Here is a 19,452-nt window from a genome sequence, read left to right as displayed (position 1 = left end):
TGGAACGGGAGGGGCCTGGAAAAAGTTTCAACGATCCGTTGGCGAACTTGGCGGACCCGATGACCATGGCTACAGCAGCCCCTCGAACCGCTGAGCTCGGATCCGGCTGGACGCGCGTGCTCGGCCCGGAACTGGAGAAGCCTTACTTCCAGGCCTTGAAGGACTTTCTGGTGGCCGAACGCGCGGGGCACAGGGTGTACCCGGCCGGGCGCGACATCTTCCACGCCTTCGCGCGAACACCCTTCGACGCGGTCCGCGTGGTCATCCTGGGGCAGGACCCCTATCATGGGCCGGGCCAGGCCCATGGCCTGTGCTTCAGCGTGCCACCCGGTGTGCCACCTCCTCCTTCACTCGTGAACATTTTCTCCGAACTGGAACGCGATCTCGGGATCGACCGGCCCGCCCACGGTGACCTGGGCCATTGGGCCGATCAAGGGGTGCTGCTGCTGAACGCCACCCTCACCGTCCGCGCCGAGCAGGCCGCATCGCATCAACGTCGCGGTTGGGAAACCTTCACCGACACGGCCATCCGAGCACTGGCCACCGAACGGAGCGGGCTTGTGTTCCTGTTGTGGGGCCGGCACGCCCAGCAGAAGGAAACGCTCATCCCACCGGACCGGCACTACATCCTGAAGGCCCCGCACCCCAGCCCCTTATCCGCCCATCGGGGGTTCATCGGTTGCGGCCACTTCTCGGCCACCAACGAGATCCTCCAGGCCCAAGGCCTGGCCCCCATCGACTGGCGCACATGATGGCGGATCCCACCCCACCTGCCTGGCGCCCGGGCGTTCGTCCGCTCCTGCTGGCCACCGGCCAGCTCGCCGTCCTGTGCGCGGTGGCCCAGCGCACCGTGCTGGTGATCGATGCGGATGGACCCATGCCGAAAGCCGCCCTCCGCGCCGAACGGTTCGACTCGCCGACCGAAGCCGAGGCCAGGGCCATGGCCTGGGCGGAGGCCCTTCGGGCCCAAGGCGCGTTGGAGGCCTCGCTCGACACCTGCGTGCTGGTGGACGACACCCTCCGCTGCACCGTGCACCGCGGTCCGGACCACCGGTGGGCCGCCCTCTCCGGGTCGGGCATTCCGCACGACATGGCCGGCCGCACGCGGTTCAAGGAGCGCGCCCACGCCGGCAAGCCCATCGCGCCGCGCCGCACGATGAAGGTGCTGGACGACCTGCTCCGCGACGCGGAGGACCATGGCCACCCGTTCGCCACGGTGCGGCTGGACAGCCTGCGTACCACGGGCGATGGCCTGATGGCCACCGTTCGTGTGGACCTCGGGCCGCTGGTGCGGATCGACAGCGTGGTGGTGAAGGGCACCGCACGCATCTCGCCGCGCTACCTGCATCAGCACATCGGCATCCGGCCCGGGGATGCGTACGACGAATCGCTCATCGTGGCCCTCGACCGGCGCATCCGGGAACTGCCCTTCGTGACCCAACGACAGAAGCCCTACGTGCTGTTCGCCCCGGAACGCACCAAGCTCTACCTCTTCCTGGACCCGCGACGCGCCAGCTCCATCAACGGCATCCTCGGGGTGCTGCCGGACGCTGCCACCGGGCGCGTGGCCTTCACCGGCGATGTGGACCTCCGCCTCCGGAACGCGCTCCGTCGCGGCGAGTCCATCGACCTCAACTGGCGGAGCCTGAAGGACCGCACCCAGGACCTGAAGGTCCGCACCGCGGTGCCCTTCTTGTTCCAGACCCCTTTCGGTATCGACCTGTCGCTGAAGCTCTTCCGCCGGGACACCTCCTTCCTGGAAGTGAACGGACGTGGCGCGGTCCAGCTCGCCCTTCGCCAGGGCGATGTGGTGAGCGTGTTCGTCAACAGCAAGTCGTCGCGGACCCTGGGGCGCACCACCTCGTTCCTTCCCGGCCTGGGCAACGTGAGGTTGCTGACCTATGGCCTAGGCATCGAACGCCAGCGCTTCGACTACCGCCTGAACCCGCAACGGGGGCACGCCGTCTCCCTGGAGGGCTCGGCCGGCAATAAGGAAAGCCGCACGCCCGACCCGAACGACAACACGCTCACGGTGACCACGAAGTCCTTGCAGGTCCAGGTGGACGGGCAGGTGGTGGTTCACTGGGCGCTGGGCCGCAGGGGCACTGTGCGGGTGGCCGCTCAGGGCGGTGCGATGATCAACGACCGGTTGTACCTGAACGAACTCTACCGCCTCGGTGGCATCCGCAACCTGCGCGGGGTGGATGAGGCCTCTATCTATGCGAGCAGCTTCGCGATCGGCACCCTGGAGTACCGCCTTCTGCTGGAGGAGAACAGCAACGCTTTCGTGTTCGTGGACCAGGCCTGGTGGGAGGACCGGAGCCGGGAGGAGGTGCTCGCGGACGACCCCATCGGTTTCGGCATCGGCACCAACTTCGAGACCAAGGCCGGTATCTTCAGCCTCACCTACGCCCTGGGCAGCCAGTTCAACAACCCTTTCGACCTGCGCGATGGCAAGGTGCACTTCGGCTTCACCAGCCTGTTCTGACCCTCGTGAGCGGTGGGTTCCGGCAAGGTCGGTGCTTGCGCTTCTGCTCGTGTTGGCGGCGCCCCCATCGCTCCGCGCCACGGATCCACCCAAACAAGGGCTGGCCGACATGCTCTTGGAGTACATGGCCGCCCGGTATCCAGGCACTGCGCTCGATGGCCACATCCTCTACGTCTCCGCTCAACGGCAGCGCCTGTTCCATGTGGTGGACGGGCGGATGCAGGGCAGCTACCTCATCGCCACGGCCAAGGCCGGGCTTGGCTGCACCGTGGACAGTTATTGCACCCCCCCGGGCCTGCACCGCGTGGCCGAGAAGATCGGGGACGGACTGCCCCTTGGCGCCGTGCTGAAGGACCGTCTGCCCACCGGGGAGGTGGCCGACCTGGCCCGTGCGGACAGCGCCCGCGACGTCATCACCTCACGCATCCTCTGGCTCGAAGGCCTCGAGGAGGGCGCCAACCGCGGCGGCACGGTGGACAGCCATGAGCGGTACATCTACCTGCACGGCACCGGGGATGAATCGTCGCTCGGGCGGCCGACCTCGATGGGCTGTGTGCGCATGCGGAACGTCGATATCGTGGCCCTGTTCGACCAAGTGCCCATCGGCGCGCTCGTGGTGATCCTGGACAACTGAGGCGGGTCGGGGCTGTACCTTCGTGCGCATGGCATGGGGTGCCCTCCTTACCGGGATCCTGCTCGGTGCGCTGGCCGGGGCGGCCGCTGCCTGGGCCTGGTGGCGCGGCCAGCTCCAGGCGCTGGCCGCGCGGCACGCCCTGCAGGCCGAGCAGCAACGCGGGCAGCTGGAACAGCGGCTGGCCGGATCGGACGAGGCCCTGAAGCAACGGACCGAGCAGAACGCACAACTGCGCACCGAACACAAGGCCTCGCTCGATGCCAAGGTGGCGGAGCACGCGTCCACCAGCGCGGAACTGCTGCGCGTCAGCGCCGAGCTCGCCCGGGAACAGCAGCGCAGCACCGGGCTGCAGGCCAAGCTCCAAGAGCAGAAGGCCGAGCTGGACCAGCTGCATGCCCGCATGACGACGGAGTTCGAGAACATCGCCAACAAACTGCTGGCCGATCGCGGGAAGGCCTTGAACGACCAACAGCAGGAGCGGTTGGGCACCCTGCTCAAGCCCCTCCAGGAGCGCATCAAAGAGTTCGAGGACAAGGTGCAGAAGGCGTACGACGAGGAGGGCCGTCAGCGGTTCGCGCTCAAGAGCGAGGTGATGCGCCTGGTGGAACAGAACCAACGCCTCAGCCAGGAAGCGAACGACCTGACGCGCGCGCTGAAAGGAGATACCCAGGCCCAGGGTGCTTGGGGGGAGATGATCCTGGAGAAACTTCTGAGCAGCTCGGGCCTGGTGAAGGGCCAGGAGTATTCCATGCAGGAGAGCACCACCCTGGCGGACGGCAGCCGTCTGCGGCCCGATGCGGTGGTGATGCTGCCGGATGACAAGCACCTGGTGATCGACAGCAAGGTGAGCCTGCTCCATTACGAACGCTTCGCCGCCGCCACTGAGGGGGCCGAGCGCGAGCGGCTGCTCAAGCAGCATGTGGACAGCCTGCGCGCCCATGCCAAGGGCCTGGCCGAGAAGGACTACAGCAAGCTCTACGGCGTGCGCAGCGTCGATTTCGTGCTGATGTTCGTCCCCATCGAACCAGCCTTCCTCCTGGCCTTGCGCGAGCGGCCGGAGATCTTCCAGGAGGCCTATGACCGCCAGGTGGTGATGGTGACGCACAGCACGCTGATGGCCACCCTGCGCACGATCCACGGCATCTGGAAGCATGAGCGCATCGCCCGCAACCACCTGGAGATCGCGGACCGCGCCGGGAAGCTCTACGAGAAGTTCGTGGGCTTCACCGAGGACCTCATCAAGGTGGGCAACCAACTGAAGCTGGCCAAGGGCAGCTATGATGAGGCGATGGGCAAGCTGAGCGAGGGTTCCGGGAACCTGGTGCGCCAGGTGGAACTGCTGAAGCAGCTCGGCGCGAAGACGAACAAGGTGCAGAACACGGCACTGCTTTCAAGGGCCGAGGGCGCTCTGAACCTGCTTGAGCCATGAGCATCCGATGGACCCCGATCGCGGTGGTCACCGCAGGACTGCTCGCGGCCTGCGGCAGCCGGCCTCCCGCCCGAACGGGCACGGCGGACAACCTCGCCTACCTCTATGGTCAGGAATCGTCGAGCCTGGAGTTCAAGGCCCGGGTCCACCACCTGCCGGACGAGGCGTCGGTCATCTTCTTCAGCCTGCGCACGCGCGACCTGCTCTACAAGGGTGACGGCGACGGCCCCCCATACCGCGCCGCCGTTCGGGTCACGTACGAGGCGCTCTCCGATTGGAACGCCCGCACCCTGCTGGACAGTGCCAGCACCGTGGTGCGGGATGCCGCCGACGGACAGGGCGGCGACCAGGAACTGATCGGCCGGATGGACCTGCGGCGCAACGAGCGAAGCAGTTTCGTGCTGCGCATCACCGCCCACGACCTGAACCGCAACACGCGCAGCACCGTGCTGATCGATGTGGACCGCGCCAACGGCAGCGTGCGCCAGGACTTCCTGCCCATGGAGCGTGGTCGCGACCTGCCCTACTTCGACGACCACTTCGGCGGGCCCACGGCCGTTCGCGTCCATTGCCCCCGATATGCCGGTCGCACCCTGCTCGTCGCGCACTACCATCAGGACCATCGCCTCCCATCGCCTGTCTTCACCGAACAGGGCGCGTCCGATCTGGACCTCGATCCGGACACGGGCTTTTCCGCCCTCGTCGACACGAACGGCGACGTCCTCCTCGACCTGGGCCGCCCCGGCTGCTATCACCTGCGGCCGGACAGCACCCGAAGCGAGGGCTACAGCCTGTTCGTGCTCGGTCCGGGCCATCCCTACGTGGCCGATGCGGCCGGCATGGTGCCGCCCCTGCGCTACATCACCTCCATGCAGGAGTTCGACCGCATCAGCCAGGCCGGCAATATCCGGCAAGCGGTGGAGCGGTTCTGGCAGGATGCCGCCGGCGACCGCGAACGCGCCCGGGCCGCCATCCGCGCCTACTACCAGCGTGTGGAAAGCGCCAACCGGTTCTTCACCGCCCATGTGGAAGGCTGGCGCACCGATCGCGGCCTGGTCCACATCATCTTCGGCACCCCGACCACCATCTACCGCAGCGCGCGGGGGGAGACCTGGATCTACGGCGAGGAGAGCAACCTGATGAGCACCACCTTCACCTTCGTGCGCCGCAGCTCGCCCTTCTCGGAGAACGACCTGGTGTTGGAGCGCGACCCTCTGCTGAAGGGGGCCTGGTACCGCAATGTGGAAAGCTGGCGCAACGGCCGCATCCTGCAGAACTGATGGCAGGCAAGGACGGCATCCTCTATGGTGTGCACCCGGTGCTGGAGGCCCTGCGGTCAGGCGCCACGGTGGAACGGGTGCTCCTGAAACGGGATGCCACGGGCGAAGGCCCACGCACCGTGCGGCAGGCCGCCCAAGAGCAGGGGGTCCCGGTGCAGATGGTGCCGGCCGAGAAGTTGGACCGCTTGGTGCGCGGCGAACATCAGGGCGTGGTGGCCTTCGTCAGCCCCGTGGGCCGGCAGGACCTCGACGAGGTCATCAGCATGGCCTATGAGCGCGGCGAGCAGCCCCTCATTGTCGCTCTTGATGGCGTGACCGATGTGCGCAACGTGGGCGCCGTGGCCCGGAGCGCGGAATGCCTGGGCGCCCACGGGCTTCTTGTGCCTGCCAGCGGCTCCGCGCGCCTGGGGCCCGATGCGGTGAAAAGCTCGGCCGGGGCCTTGATGCGGTTGCCCGTATGCCGCACCCGGATGCTGGTGGACGGCCTTCATGTGGTCCAGGCCCATGGTCTTCGGATCGTGGCCTGCACGGAAAAGGCGGCCGCGGACATCCAGGGGACGGAGCTCGCCGGTCCGCTCGTGCTCGTGCTGGGCGCCGAGGACACCGGGGTCAGCGATCGTGTGCTCCGCATGGCCGATGCCCTTGTGCGTATTCCCATGGCCGGCCGTGTAGGCTCGTTGAACGTCAGCGTGGCGTCCGGCATCGCCCTCTACGCCGCCCTCATGGCCCGTCGCGGCACCCCGTCCTGAACCGGCTCCACCGGTCTCTTCCTCCCGCTCGTCGACCATCCGCATCGATCGGTCGATAACCTTTCGGCCCATGGTCCGGTAAAAAGGGCCGCGAACCCCGGGACCACTCATCCCGCGGGGACGCGAGAACGAACGGACCATGGAACGGAACGCCTTTTTCAAAGGCCTGATCGTCAGCACCTTTCTGCTGATCAGCGCCGTCGGCCTCCACGCACAGACCAACCCGGCGTCGACCCTGACGCTGCGTGTGGACGGCCTCACCGCCCAGGAACGGGACGCGCTCACCGAGGACCTGCGGAGCGGCACCGGCCTCAAGCTGGCTTACGCCTGCGTGCCGGCCGGGCTGCTCGTGATCGCCCCAGCGGACCCGCTGAGCGGCATCGATCCGCGCAGCGCTGCCGCCGCCAGCATCGGGCGGACCGTCACCAGCGCCCGCGCCCATGAGGAGACCCTGACCCAGCAGCAGGTCGAGGCCCGCTGCACCAACGCCCGGAACCAATGAGCCCGATGCGCCCCTACCGCTTCCGCTCCCTCGCCGCGATGACCCTCATCGCGGCCTTGTGCGTCCTCCCATCTGCCGCACAGGCTCAATTGGTGGTGGCCCCGCAGGCCGACCTGCAGCAGCTCGCGGCCAGCATCACCGGCCCGGGCGTCACCATCAGCAACCCGGTGATCACCTGCCATGGTCTGGGCTACGGGGAATTCAGCTACACCGGCTCCGCCCTTTCCGCGGAGGAGGGTGTGATCCTCACCACCGGTCGCATCACCGATGCCATCGGGCCCAACAACAACGGGGGCGGCGGCAACTGGTTCGCGCAAGGCACCCCGGGCGATCCCATCCTCAACGCGGTCACCGGTCGCACCACGATGGATGCGTGCAAGTTCGAGTTCGACATCATCCCCACCGGCGACAGCCTCTCCTTCAACTTCGTGTTCGCCAGTGAGGAGTACAACGAGTGGGTGGGCTCACAGTTCAACGACGTGTTCGGCTTCTACATCAGCGGTCCCGGCATCGTGGGCGACCCCAACGCCGGCAACGAGAAGAACATCGCGTTGATCCCGGGCAGCAACCAGCCCGTGACGATCAACACCGTCAACAACGGCAGCAACTCCACGTACTACTTCGATAACGCCGGAGGACCCACCATCCAGTACGACGGCTTCACGCGGGACCTCGTGGCGCGCAGTGCGGTGACCCCTTGCCAGAGCTACCATCTGAAGCTGATCATCGCCGATGCCTCGGACCGCCAGTTCGATTCCGGGGTGTTCATTGAGAAGATCGAAAGCAACAACGTGACCATGCAGGCCTTCACGGCCAACGGCACGCCTGAACTGGTGGAAGGCTGCAACCCAGGCTGGGTGCGCTTCGAACGGCCATTCGCTCAGCCGACGCCGCTAATCATCAAGTACTTCATCCAGGGCAGTGCCACGAACGGAACGGACTACTCGGCGATCACGCCGGTGAATCCGGCCTTGCAGAAGACCATTGTGATCCCGGCGAACCAGACGTTCGTGGACCGGTCCGTGAACCCATTGATGGATGGCCTGAACGAGAATACCGAGGAACTGCTTTTCATCCTGGGCAATCCCTTCTGCCCGGCGCAGAACCTGGACTCGCTGACCTTCCCGCTGATCGACACGTTGTTCGCTACGGTCTCCCCGGGAGGCACCATCTGCGCGGGCGGTTCCTGGCCGCTGCAGGTCACCGGAGGCGCCACCTACAACTGGAGCCCCGCCGCCGGCCTGAGCTGCACGACCTGCCCGGATCCCGTGGCCTCGCCGGCGAGCACCACCACCTACGTGGTGACCATCACGGACGGCAGCTGCACGCGTAGTGTGAGCCGCCAGGTGCGCGTGAGCAACCTGGCGCCCAGCGCCGTCATCACCGCCCCGCTCTGCAACGGCCAGTCGAACGGTGCCATCAACCTGAGCACGACCGGTGGTGTGGCGCCCTACACCTACGACTGGACCGGCCCCAACGGGTTCACCGCCAGCACACAGGACCTCACCGGCCTGGCCGCGGGCACCTACACGGTGACCGTGATGGACGCCGCGTGCACCCGGACACAGAGCTTCAACGTGATCGATCCCGGTGTCCTGGTCGTGGACCTTGAACCCGCCGTGCTCGCCTTCGGACAGAACATCAGCTGCCACGGCGGCAGTGATGGTTCCATCGATGCGACGATCACCGGAGGCTCCGGCCCGTACACGCTGACGTGGGCCGGGCCGAACGGCTTTGCCAGCAGCTCGGCCGACATCAGCGGACTGGCCGCCGGCGCGTACTCCCTCAGCGTGACCGACGCGAACGGCTGCACGGCCTCCTCCGCCGTGACCCTCGTGGAAGCGACCCCCGTGGTGGTCTCGATCGACCAGACCACCCCGGTGAGCTGCTTCGGCGATGGAGCGGGCAGCGCCACGGCCTCCGCGGTCGGTGGCATCCCGCCGCACAGCTACTCGTGGAACACGGCACCGGCACAAGCTGCGGCCACGGCCACGGCCCTCACCCCCGGCACCTGGACGGTGACGGTGAGCGATGGCTATGGCTGCATCGGATCGGCCACGGCCAGCATCGGTGGTCCCACGGCCCCGATCAGCATCTCCACGAACCTCGTGACGCACGTGCGCTGTTTCGGCAACAGCACGGGCAGCGCCACGGTGGCGGTGAGCGGCGGTACCGCCCCGCATGGCATCACCTGGAACACCGTGCCCGCACAAAGCGGCGCCACAGCGAGCAACCTGCCCGCAGGCACCTGGACGGCAACGGTGACCGATGGGAATGGTTGCGCGGCACAGCACAGCGTCATCATCGACCAACCGGCCGCGCCGCTGAGCGCCGCGGTGCAGGCGCAGACCGATGTGCTGTGCCATGGCAGCTCCAGCGGCAGCGCCACGGTGGGCGCGACCGGGGGCACCGGCCCTTACACCTATAGCTGGAACACCAGCCCCGCACAGAACGGTGCGACCGCCACGAACCTGACGGCCGGCACCTGGACCTGCACAGTGACCGATGTGAACCTGTGCACCGCGACGGTGAACGTGATGATCGGACAACCGAACGCCGCGCTGACCGCTTCGATCGCTTCCAACACGCCCGTGCTGTGCCATGGACAGAGCACCGGCGGCGCTGCGGTGTCCGCTTCCGGCGGCACCGGCCCATACGCGTACGCGTGGAACACGAGCCCGGTGCAGACCGGGGCGACCGCCACGAACCTGCCGGCCGGCACATGGACCTGCACCGTGACCGACGCGAACGGATGCACCCGCAGCGTGCAAGCCACCATCGCCCAACCGGCCGCGCCGATCCAGGCGAACCTGCTCAGCACAACGCCGGAGGACTGCTTTGGTGATGAAGCCGGTACCGCCGTGCTCACCATCACCGGAGGCAGCGGTGCCTACCTGGTGAACTGGAACACCGCACCGCCGCAGACCGGGCTCATGGCCACGGGCCTGGTGGCCGGCACCTACACGGCCACGATCACCGACCAGAACGGATGCCCCCTCACCGCCTCGGTGAACGCGACGATCGGCGGCCCCAACGCGGCCCTGTCCTTGACCGCCAGCACCAACGTCCCCACCTGCTTCGGTGGCAGCACCGGAAGCATCGACCTTACGGTGGCGGGTGGAGTTCCGCCTTACACGTACGCCTGGACCGGTCCGGGCGGCTTCAGCAGCACCAGTGCCGACCTCAGCGGCGGACTGACCGCGGGCACCTACACCGTGATCGTCACCGACGCGCACGGCTGCACCGCCACGGCGAGCTGGACGCTGGGCCAACCCGCTGCCTTGAACGCCACGGCGGTCGTGAGCGACCTTGCCTGCCGCGGTGATGCATCGGGTGAGATCGCGGTCGATGTCACGGGGGGGACCGGTGTGTACAGCACCGCCTGGAGCGGTCCCAACGGGTTCTCCAGCAATGCGGAGGACCTGAGCGGTCTGGCCGCCGGGGTGTACACCCTTCTGCTGAGCGACGCCAACGGCTGCACGTTCACCGCCAGCTGGACCGTGTCCGAACCGGCCCAGCTGAACGCATCCATCACCGCGCAAACGGCGGTGGGCTGCCACGGTGGTGCCAGCGGCAGCGCCACGGCCGCCGCCAGCGGAGGAACCGCTCCCTACTCCTATCAGTGGAGCACGGCCCCGGTGCAGAACACGGCGTCGGCGACCAACCTCGCGGCCGGCACATGGACCTGCACCGTGACCGATGCGCACGGATGCACCGTCACCACGACCGCCACCATCGGCCAGCCTGCCGCACCGCTGAGCACGAGCACCAGCGCCAACCTGTCGGTGAACTGCTTCGGTGGTTCGAACGGCAGCGCGACGGTGAACGCCTCCGGTGGCACTGCTCCCTACACCTTCCAATGGAACACGACACCCGTGCAGAACGGGGCCACGGCCAACAACCTGCCCGCAGGCACCTGGACCTGCACGGTGACCGACGCGAACGGATGCTCCACGCAGCACACCGTGACGATCACGCAACCCGCGGCAGCCCTCTCGGCCTCCATCACGGCCACCACGCCGGCCGCCTGCTTCGGCGAGGCGACCGGTAGCGCGACGACCTCCGCCAACGGCGGAACGGCACCTTACAGCTACAGCTGGAACACGAACCCGGCGCAGTCCGGTGGCACCGCCACGAACCTTGCGGCCGGTACCTGGACCTGCACGGTGACGGACGCACAAGGCTGCACCACCAGCGTGCAAGCGATCGTGGGTCAGCCTTCAGCGGCCATCGGCACCACGGCCTCCATCACGGCCGCGGCGTGCCAGGGTGCCAGCAACGGCGCCGTGGACCTCACCACCACCGGCGGCACGGCGCCCTATGGACATGCCTGGACCGGGCCCGGTGGTTTCACCGCCTCCACGGCCGACATCAGCAACCTCGCCGCCGGCGTGTACCAGGTCACTGTGACCGACGCCAACGGATGCTCGCACACCAGCAGCTGGAACGTGAACCAACCCGGGCTCTTCAGCATCAGCGCCACCGTGCCCACCTACGCGGGTGGCGCGCATGTGAGCTGCCCCGGGGCGAGCGACGGCAGCATCGCGATGACCGTGAGCGGCGCCACGCCGCCGTACACGTTCTCCTGGAGCGGACCCAACGGCTTCACCAGCGGGGCCGAGGACATCAGCGGGCTTGCTGCGGGAACCTACACGTTCGTCGTGACGGACGACAATGGATGCTCCAGCTCCGAGACGATCACCTTGAACACCCCTCAACCGCTGCAGGTCCAGTTGACCGCGGGCGACCAGGGCCACGGCTTCGGGGTATCGTGCTTCGCTGCGGCGGATGGCACCATCGACGCCACCATCACCGGGGGTGTGGCGCCCTTGGCCCGTGTCTGGGCCGGTCCGAACGGCTTCTCGTCGAACAACGAGGACATCAGCGGGCTTTCCGCGGGGTCCCACACGCTGACCGTGACGGATGTGAACGGCTGTTCCACGAACGCCTCCATCACGATCACCAGCCCTTCCGCGCTGGTGGCCACCGTGCCCACCACGGTGGACGTGCTGTGCCACGGTGGCGTGACCGGCGCCGCCACCGCCACGGTCTCCGGCGGTGTTGCACCGCATCAGTTCATGTGGAACACCACACCTGCGCAGCTCACCCCGGCCGCCAGTGGGCTCGCCACCGGGACCTGGACCGTGACCGTGACCGATGCGAACGGATGCACGACCCAGGTCGACGCCACGATCGATGAACCCACCGTCGCCCTGGGCGCCACGATCGCCGGCTCCTCCGATGTGGGCTGCACAGGCGGCAGCACGGGCAGTGCCACCGTGAGCGCCATCGGTGGTACGGCGCCGTACACGTATTCCTGGAACACGACCCCGGCCCAGACGACCGCCACGGCGACCGGCCTCGCCGCCGGCACGTGGACGTGCACGGTGACCGATGACCACGGCTGCACCTTCAGCGTGGCCGCCGCGATCGCCGAACCGGCCGCTGCCTTGAACGCCATCGCCTCCCAGGTGAACGCTGTGTCCTGTCACGGCGGCAACACCGGTAGCGCCACGGTGAACATCACCGGCGGCACCGGGCCCTACACCTACAGCTGGAACACGACACCGGTCCAGAACACGCAGACGGCCCTGGCCCTCACCACAGGGACCTGGACGTGCATGGTGACCGATGCGAACGGGTGCAGCACGACCGCCAACGTCCTGGTGGGCCAACCCGCCTCGCCGCTGACGGCCGCAGTGACAGGGACCACCGACGTGGCGTGCGCGGGCAACACCGGCAGCGCCAGCGCAGCCGCCAGCGGCGGAACGGCACCCTACACGTACAGCTGGGACACATCGCCCGTGCAGACCAGCGCCACCGCGAGCGGCCTCGGTGCCGGCACATGGACCTGCACGATCACCGATGCCAACGGATGCACCACATCGGTGAGCGCGTCGATCGCCGCACCTCCGGGTGCGCTGACGGCCGCGCTGATCGCGACCACGGACGTGGGCTGCTTCGGCCAGGCCACCGGCTCAGCGGAAGTGGCCGCTTCGCTGGGCACAGCGCCCTACACGTACTCCTGGAACACGACACCGGCGCAGAACACGCCGCAGGCCACCGGGCTCGCCGCGGGCAACTACCTGTGCACGGTGGTCGACGCCAACGGTTGCAGCACGCTTGTCAGCGCCTCCATCGGCGCCCCGGCCGCATCGCTGACCGCTTCGATCGTCAGCACCGACGGCGTGAGCTGCTTTGGGCTGACCGATGGTGGGGCCATGGCCACCTCCGCGGGCGGCACAGGGACCGTGAGCTATAGTTGGAACAGCGTACCCGCTCAGACCGGTGCGCAGCTGAACAACGTGGGCCCGGGCACCTATGTGGTGACCGCCACGGACGGCAACGGATGCACCGCCACCGCGCAGGCCGTGGTGACCGCGCCCGCCGCAGCACTGAGCCTCAGCACGGTGTCCACCACCGACCAGAGCTGCTTCGGCAGTGCGAACGGGCAAGCCACAGTGAGCGCCTTGGGTGGCACTGCGCCCTACACCTACGCCTGGAGCACCGCTCCGATCCAGTTCGGCGCCACGGCCAATGGTCTTGCGCAAGGCAGCTGGCCCGTGACCGCAACGGATGCCAACGGCTGCACGACATCCTCGTCCGTGTCCATCGGCGGGCCCGCCGCACCGCTCGCACTGTCCGCTTCCGTGATCACGGACGTGCTCTGCCATGGCGCCAATACCGGCTCCGCCACCGTGAACGCCACAGGCGGGACCGCACCGTACAGCATCACATGGAACAGCACCCCTGTGCAGACGGGGGCCACCGCCTCGAACCTCTTCGCCGGCAGCTACACCGCCACGGTGCAGGATGCCAACGGCTGTAGCGCGAGCACCGTCGTGACCATCGCACAACCTTCCGCGACCATCGAGCCGTACGTGGAGAACCTCGGCATGGTGAGCTGCCATGGCGGAAGCGACGGCTTCGCCGAGATCGAGGTGACCGGCGGAAGCGGGAGCTTCAGCATCACGTGGAACACGATCCCTGCGCAGACAGGAGCGCTGGCCACCGGTCTGAGCGCAGGCACCTGGACCGCCAACGTGGTGGACAACAATGGCTGCGCGATCCCGAAGCAGATCCCGGTGACCATCACCCAGCCTGTCGCACCGCTCGCCATCACCGGCGGGCTGAGCGACCACTCGGGCACCAACGTCTCCTGCCATGGTGGTGAGGACGGATGGATCGATGTGACGGTGACCGGTGGAACCTGGCCCTACAACTACTTCTGGTCCGACCAGTGGGGCAACCAGACCGGTCTGGAGGATGTGACGGGACTGAGCGCCGGGTGGTACACCCTCATGGTGAGCGATGGCAACGGCTGCACCACGACCACCGGCTTCCTGCTCACCGAACCCTCCATGCTGGAAGCCGCGGCGACGATCGTACCGGCCGCCTGCCAGGGTGCTGCGGACGGCGCCATCGACCTGTCGGTCACCGGTGGCACGGCGCCGTACCAGATGACCTGGACCGGACCGAACGGCTACTCGGCGAACACGGATGACGTGAGCGGGCTGACCGCCGGTGTGTACACGGTGACCGTGACGGATGAGAACGGATGCAGCATCCAGCGCACCTTCAGTGTCGTGCAGCCCGGGCTCTTCACCATCGCGGCCGTGCTGAGCGACATCAACGGTTCCGGTGTGAGCTGCGTGGGAGCCACCGACGGCAGCATCGCGGTCAACGTCTCCGGCGCCACCCCACCATATACCTACGCGTGGACCGGCCCCAACGGCTTCACCAGCACGGACGAGGACCTGACGGGCCTTGCCGCAGGCACCTACACGATGACGGTGACCGATGCGAACGGATGCGCCACGGCCGAGAACTGGACGCTGACCGCGCCCACCCCCTTGAACGTGCTGGCCATCGCGCCCGAACACAATGGCACCGAGATCAGCTGTGCCGGCGGGTCGGACGGTGTCATCGACGCCACGGTCTTCGGTGGCACGCCACCCCACACCTTCGTGTGGACCGGACCGAACGGCTTCATCGCCACCAGCGAGGACCTCTCCGGCCTGGCCGCCGGCACCTACGACCTCCTGGTCACGGATGCGAACGGCTGCACCGCGGCGGCGACGATCGTGCTCGAAGAGCCCGACCCGATCGCCTCCTCCATCACGCTCAGCCAGACCGCCAGCGGTGATGCCATCTCCTGCCATGGTGCCGCGACCGGCTCGATCGACCTCAGCCTCGTAGGCGGCAACGCTCCGTTCAGCGTCACCTGGACCGGACCCAACGGTATCACGGCCACGGGTGCCGACCAGTTCAATCTGATCGCAGGCACCTACACCGCGACGATCACGGATGCCAATGGGTGTGTGGTGAACGCGAGCACGACGCTCACCGAGCCGGACGCCCTGGTGCTCACCGGGGACCTCAGCACCACGGTGGGTGGCACGGCCATCTCCTGCGCAGGTGGTTCCGATGGCAGCATCGACCTGCACATCAGCGGCGGCGCGGGCGGCAGCACCGTCCAATGGACCGGCCCCAACGCGTACGTCAGCACCACGGAGGACCCCTCGAGCCTTGCTGCCGGCAGCTATGTGGTGAACGTCATGGACGCCAACGGCTGCACCGCCAGCACAAGCTTCCTGCTCGACGCTCCCGCGGCCATCACGGCCACCCAACTGGTACAGGATGCCCTGTGCCAGGGCAACGCCGACGGTGCCATCGACCTCTCCACCGCCGGAGGTACCGCACCGATGGCCTTCAACTGGAGCGGTCCCAACGGCTTCAGCGCAACGAGCGAGGACATCGCCAATGTGCCTGCCGGCGTGTACGTGGCCACCATCACCGATGCGAACGGCTGCGCGCTGGTGCACCCGGTGAACGTGCAGGAACCCGGCATGTTCATGGTGAGCTCGCTGATGAGCGGATATCCCGGCGGGTATCAGGTGAGCTGCGCCGGTGCTTCCAACGGAGCCCTGGACATCGACGTGACGGGTGGAACCCCCGGCTACCAGTACAGCTGGACAGGCCCGAACGGCTACACCAGCATCGATCAGGACATCACCGGTGTGCCCGCGGGCAACTACTTCGTGATCATCACGGACGCCAACGGGTGCAGCCACCTTGAGCAGTACTCGCTCGTGGCACCGGCGCCCCTGAACGTGGGGCTGCTGGCCAGCGTGTGGCCGGGTGGTGCCAACACCAGCTGCGACGGCGCGACCACGGGATCGGTGGACGCCACCATCGTTGGCGGTCTCGCCCCCTATGGTGTCAGCTGGAGCGGCCCCAATGGCTTCACCGCCAACGTGCAGGACCCCACGGGCCTGCTGGCCGGCACCTACACGATCAACGTGACCGATCTCGTGGGCTGCACCACGCAACAGAGCATCACGCTCACCGCACCAGCGCCTGTGGGTGGGGCCCTGACCACGAGCGTGCTCGGCGGCGGCACCGGTGTGAGCTGCGATGGCGCCACCGACGGATGGATCGACCTCGCCCCGCAGGGCGGTACCGCGCCCTACTCCGTGGTCTGGAGCGGCCCGAACGGTTACATGAGCAACGATGAGGACCCGAGCGGCCTTGCTGCGGGCACCTACGCGGCCACCATCACCGACATGAACGGCTGCACCACCACGATCGATGCGACGCTTACCGCACCGGCCCCCATCACCGTGGACCTGCAGGCCGCTGTGTTCGGCGGGGGCTTCACCCTGCCGTGCTTCGGCAGCGAGGCCGGAAGCATCACCGCGAGCGCCATCGGCGGAAGCGGTGCGCTGCAGTATGCCTGGACGGGTCCGAACGGCTTCTCCGCCACCACGGCGACCATCAGCGGCCTTGGCGCCGGCACCTACACGGTGGTCGTCAGCGACGCCACCGGATGCTCCGCCACGCAGAGCATTGCGCTGAGCGCCCCGCCGGCCTTTGACGGCGACCTGGTGCTGAGCGATGCCGGCAACGGCTTCCAGGTGAGCTGCGGCGCCGAGGACGGCACCATCGACCTCACCGTGAGCGGTGGCCTGGCCCCGTACCAGTTCGACTGGAACGGACCCGGTGGTTTCGCCGCCGTCACCGAGGACCTCAGCGGCCTGGCCGCGGGCACCTACACGCTGACCATCGTGGATGACAACGGTTGCATGAGCGTGCAGCAGGCGCTGCTCACCGCACCTCTGCCCTTGCAGGCCTCGCTGACCAACAGCGGCACCGTGTGCGATGGCGGCAGCGACGGCAGCATCGACCTGGAGGTCTCCGGCGGTGTGCTGCCCTACACCTTCGCCTGGAGCGGTCCCAACGGCTTCACGTCCACCAGCGAGGATCTCTCGAGCCTCGCGGGCGGCACCTACGCAGTGACGGTGCTCGACGCCGGTTCCTGCAGCGGAAGCTGGACCACGACCATGTCGGCGAGCGCACCGATCGACCTCAGCACCTATGTGAGCCAGACCGGAGGCACCAACATCGCCTGCGCCGGTGACAGCACCGGCGTGATCGCGGTGTTCGCCACCGGTGGGGCCGGCACGTTGGATCTCCTGTGGAGCGGTCCGAACGGTTTCACCGCGAACGGCGCCGACACCCTCACCGCGCTCGTGGCAGGCACCTACACGCTCACTGTCACCGATGGCAACGGATGCCAGCGCGATACGAGCTTCACTTTGACCGAACCCGCCCTGCCGATCGCAGGAAACCTCACGGCACAAGCCTTCCCGAGCGGAACGAACATCAGCTGCCTGGGCGGTAGCGACGGCAGCATCGACCTCACGGTCAATGGAGGCAACGGGCCGTACAGCTTCGACTGGCGCGGGCCCGACAGCACCAGCTACGCCACGGAGGACCTGAACGGGGTGATCGCCGGCGACTATGAAGTGGTGATCACCGATGCCAACCAGTGCGCCACCCTGCTCACCATCACCCTCACCGAACCTGACAGTGCGCTGACCGCCGTGCTGGACATCGCCACCTACAACGGCTTCAACACGAGCTGTGACGGATCGAGCGATGCGACGGTGGGCGTCGCCGTGCTGGGCGGCAACGGCGGCGAACAGCTCACCTGGTCCGGCCCGAACGGATTCACCAGCACCTCGGACACGCTGAGCGGCCTCGCGGCCGGCCTCTATACCCTCACGGTGACCGACATGAACGGCTGTGTCAGCGTGCAGGACGTGACCCTTACCGCACCGACCCCGGTGGTGCCGATGCCCATCGCCTTCAGCTACCCCAGCGGCAGCAACACGAGCTGTGCCGGCGTCAACGACGGCCTGCTCACGGCGCTGGCCAGCGGTGGTGCAGGCGGCTACACGTACCTCTGGACGGGTCCCGGCAGCTTCAGCAGCACCGCTGACAGCATCGCCGCGCTCGGTGCGGGCACCTACTGCCTCACAGTGACCGATGCGAACGGATGCCAGGCCCAGGGCTGTACGGACCTCATCGCCGCCACCGCCATCGACGCCACCTACACCGCCACGGCCGCCGGATGCGGCCAGGCCAATGGTGCCGTGGACCTCACCGTCCTGGGCGGCGGTGCGCCCTACACCTTCGATTGGGCGCATGGCGCGATGAGCGAGGACCTCAGCAATGTCAGCGCAGGCACCTACGCGGTGACCATCACCGACCTCAACGGCTGCACCGCCGCACTGTCCGTGCAGGTGGAGGGTGGACCTGCGCTCTCTGCGGAAGCGATGGTGAACGATGCCAGCTGCCTGGCGGGAGCCACAGGGGCCATTGACCTCACCATCACGAACGGGACCATGCCCTACACCTTCCAGTGGAACACGGGCGCCGTTTCCGAAGACCTCAACGGGCTTGCCGCTGGCACCTACACCGTGACGGTGAGCGATGCCGCCGGATGCACCTGGAACAGTGCGTTCACCGTGAACGATGGCGCCACACTGACCGTGGACAGCCTGGTGGTGACCTACTCCAACGGCTACAACCTCAGCGGCCATGGCAGCAACGACGGCAGCATCACCGTGACCCCGGACGGTGGCACCGCACCCTACAGCTTCGCATGGAACACCGGCGCGGATGGAGCATCGGTGAACGGTCTGGCCGCTGGCACGTACACGGTGACGATCACCGATGCGAACGGCTGCTCCATCACCCTGTCTTTCACCCTCGACCAGCCCATGGACGTGGTGATGCCGACGGGCTACACCCCGAACGGGGATGGCAGCAACGACAGCTACGTGGTGCAGGGTCTCGATGCCTATCCCGACAACCGCATCATCATCTACAACCGCTGGGGCAACGTGGTATACGACCGCGTGCGCTACACCAATGACTGGAGCGGCGAGAACCAGCAGGGAGAACCCCTGCCCAACGGCACCTACTTCGTGGTGCTGACGCTGACCCCGGACGGCGCACCGATGCAGAACTACGTGGACCTCCGCCGATGAACCGCTCCATGGAACGAACGACAACACCCACC

The 19,452-nt window shown here is 67.6% G+C and carries 8 protein-coding genes; all 8 read left to right on the top strand.

The genetic code is table 11. The features are described from left to right. Positions 1 to 65: 65 nt before the first annotated feature. The 8 genes from ung to IPJ87_17985 all read left to right on the top strand — a co-directional run bounded on the left by ung (position 66) and on the right by IPJ87_17985 (position 19,420). Positions 66 to 752, top strand: a complete 687-nt coding sequence (gene ung / locus IPJ87_18020; protein MBK7943743.1) for a uracil-DNA glycosylase — start codon at positions 66 to 68, stop codon at positions 750 to 752. Beyond that, positions 749 to 2,488, top strand: a complete 1,740-nt coding sequence (locus IPJ87_18015) for a hypothetical protein (GenBank protein MBK7943742.1) — start codon at positions 749 to 751, stop codon at positions 2,486 to 2,488. The genes ung and IPJ87_18015 overlap by 4 nt, the downstream gene beginning before the upstream one ends. Before the next feature lie 109 nt (positions 2,489 to 2,597). Beyond that, entirely contained in the window at positions 2,598 to 3,122 is a 525-nt protein-coding gene (locus IPJ87_18010; protein MBK7943741.1) for a L,D-transpeptidase, read from the top strand. 28 nt (positions 3,123 to 3,150) lie between these two features. Then, the gene (gene rmuC, locus IPJ87_18005; GenBank protein MBK7943740.1) at positions 3,151 to 4,551 is read left to right on the top strand and encodes a DNA recombination protein RmuC; all 1,401 of its coding nucleotides are present in this window, start codon (positions 3,151 to 3,153) and stop codon (positions 4,549 to 4,551) included. Then, positions 4,548 to 5,831: a GWxTD domain-containing protein gene (locus IPJ87_18000; GenBank protein ID MBK7943739.1), complete on the top strand. Its 1,284-nt coding sequence runs from the start codon at positions 4,548 to 4,550 to the stop codon at positions 5,829 to 5,831. Before rmuC ends, IPJ87_18000 begins: the two co-directional genes overlap by 4 nt. Continuing rightward, positions 5,831 to 6,580 carry a 23S rRNA (guanosine(2251)-2'-O)-methyltransferase RlmB gene (gene rlmB / locus IPJ87_17995; GenBank protein MBK7943738.1) on the top strand — a complete coding sequence of 250 codons (750 nt, stop codon included), beginning with the start codon at positions 5,831 to 5,833 and terminating at the stop codon, positions 6,578 to 6,580. Before IPJ87_18000 ends, rlmB begins: the two co-directional genes overlap by 1 nt. A gap of 139 nt (positions 6,581 to 6,719) precedes the next feature. Beyond that, positions 6,720 to 7,082 carry a hypothetical protein gene (locus tag IPJ87_17990; GenBank protein MBK7943737.1) on the top strand — a complete coding sequence of 121 codons (363 nt, stop codon included), beginning with the start codon at positions 6,720 to 6,722 and terminating at the stop codon, positions 7,080 to 7,082. A 5-nt stretch (positions 7,083 to 7,087) separates the two neighbouring features. After that, positions 7,088 to 19,420 carry a choice-of-anchor L domain-containing protein gene (locus IPJ87_17985; protein ID MBK7943736.1) on the top strand — a complete coding sequence of 4,111 codons (12,333 nt, stop codon included), beginning with the start codon at positions 7,088 to 7,090 and terminating at the stop codon, positions 19,418 to 19,420. Positions 19,421 to 19,452: the final 32 nt, after the last annotated feature.

It is taken from the genome of Flavobacteriales bacterium, from assembly GCA_016713875.1.
In the GTDB taxonomy this organism is placed as follows: domain Bacteria; phylum Bacteroidota; class Bacteroidia; order Flavobacteriales_F; family PHOS-HE28; genus PHOS-HE28.
Note: the sequence above shows the minus strand (reverse complement) of the source record. Positions and strands in the feature narration are given on the sequence as shown.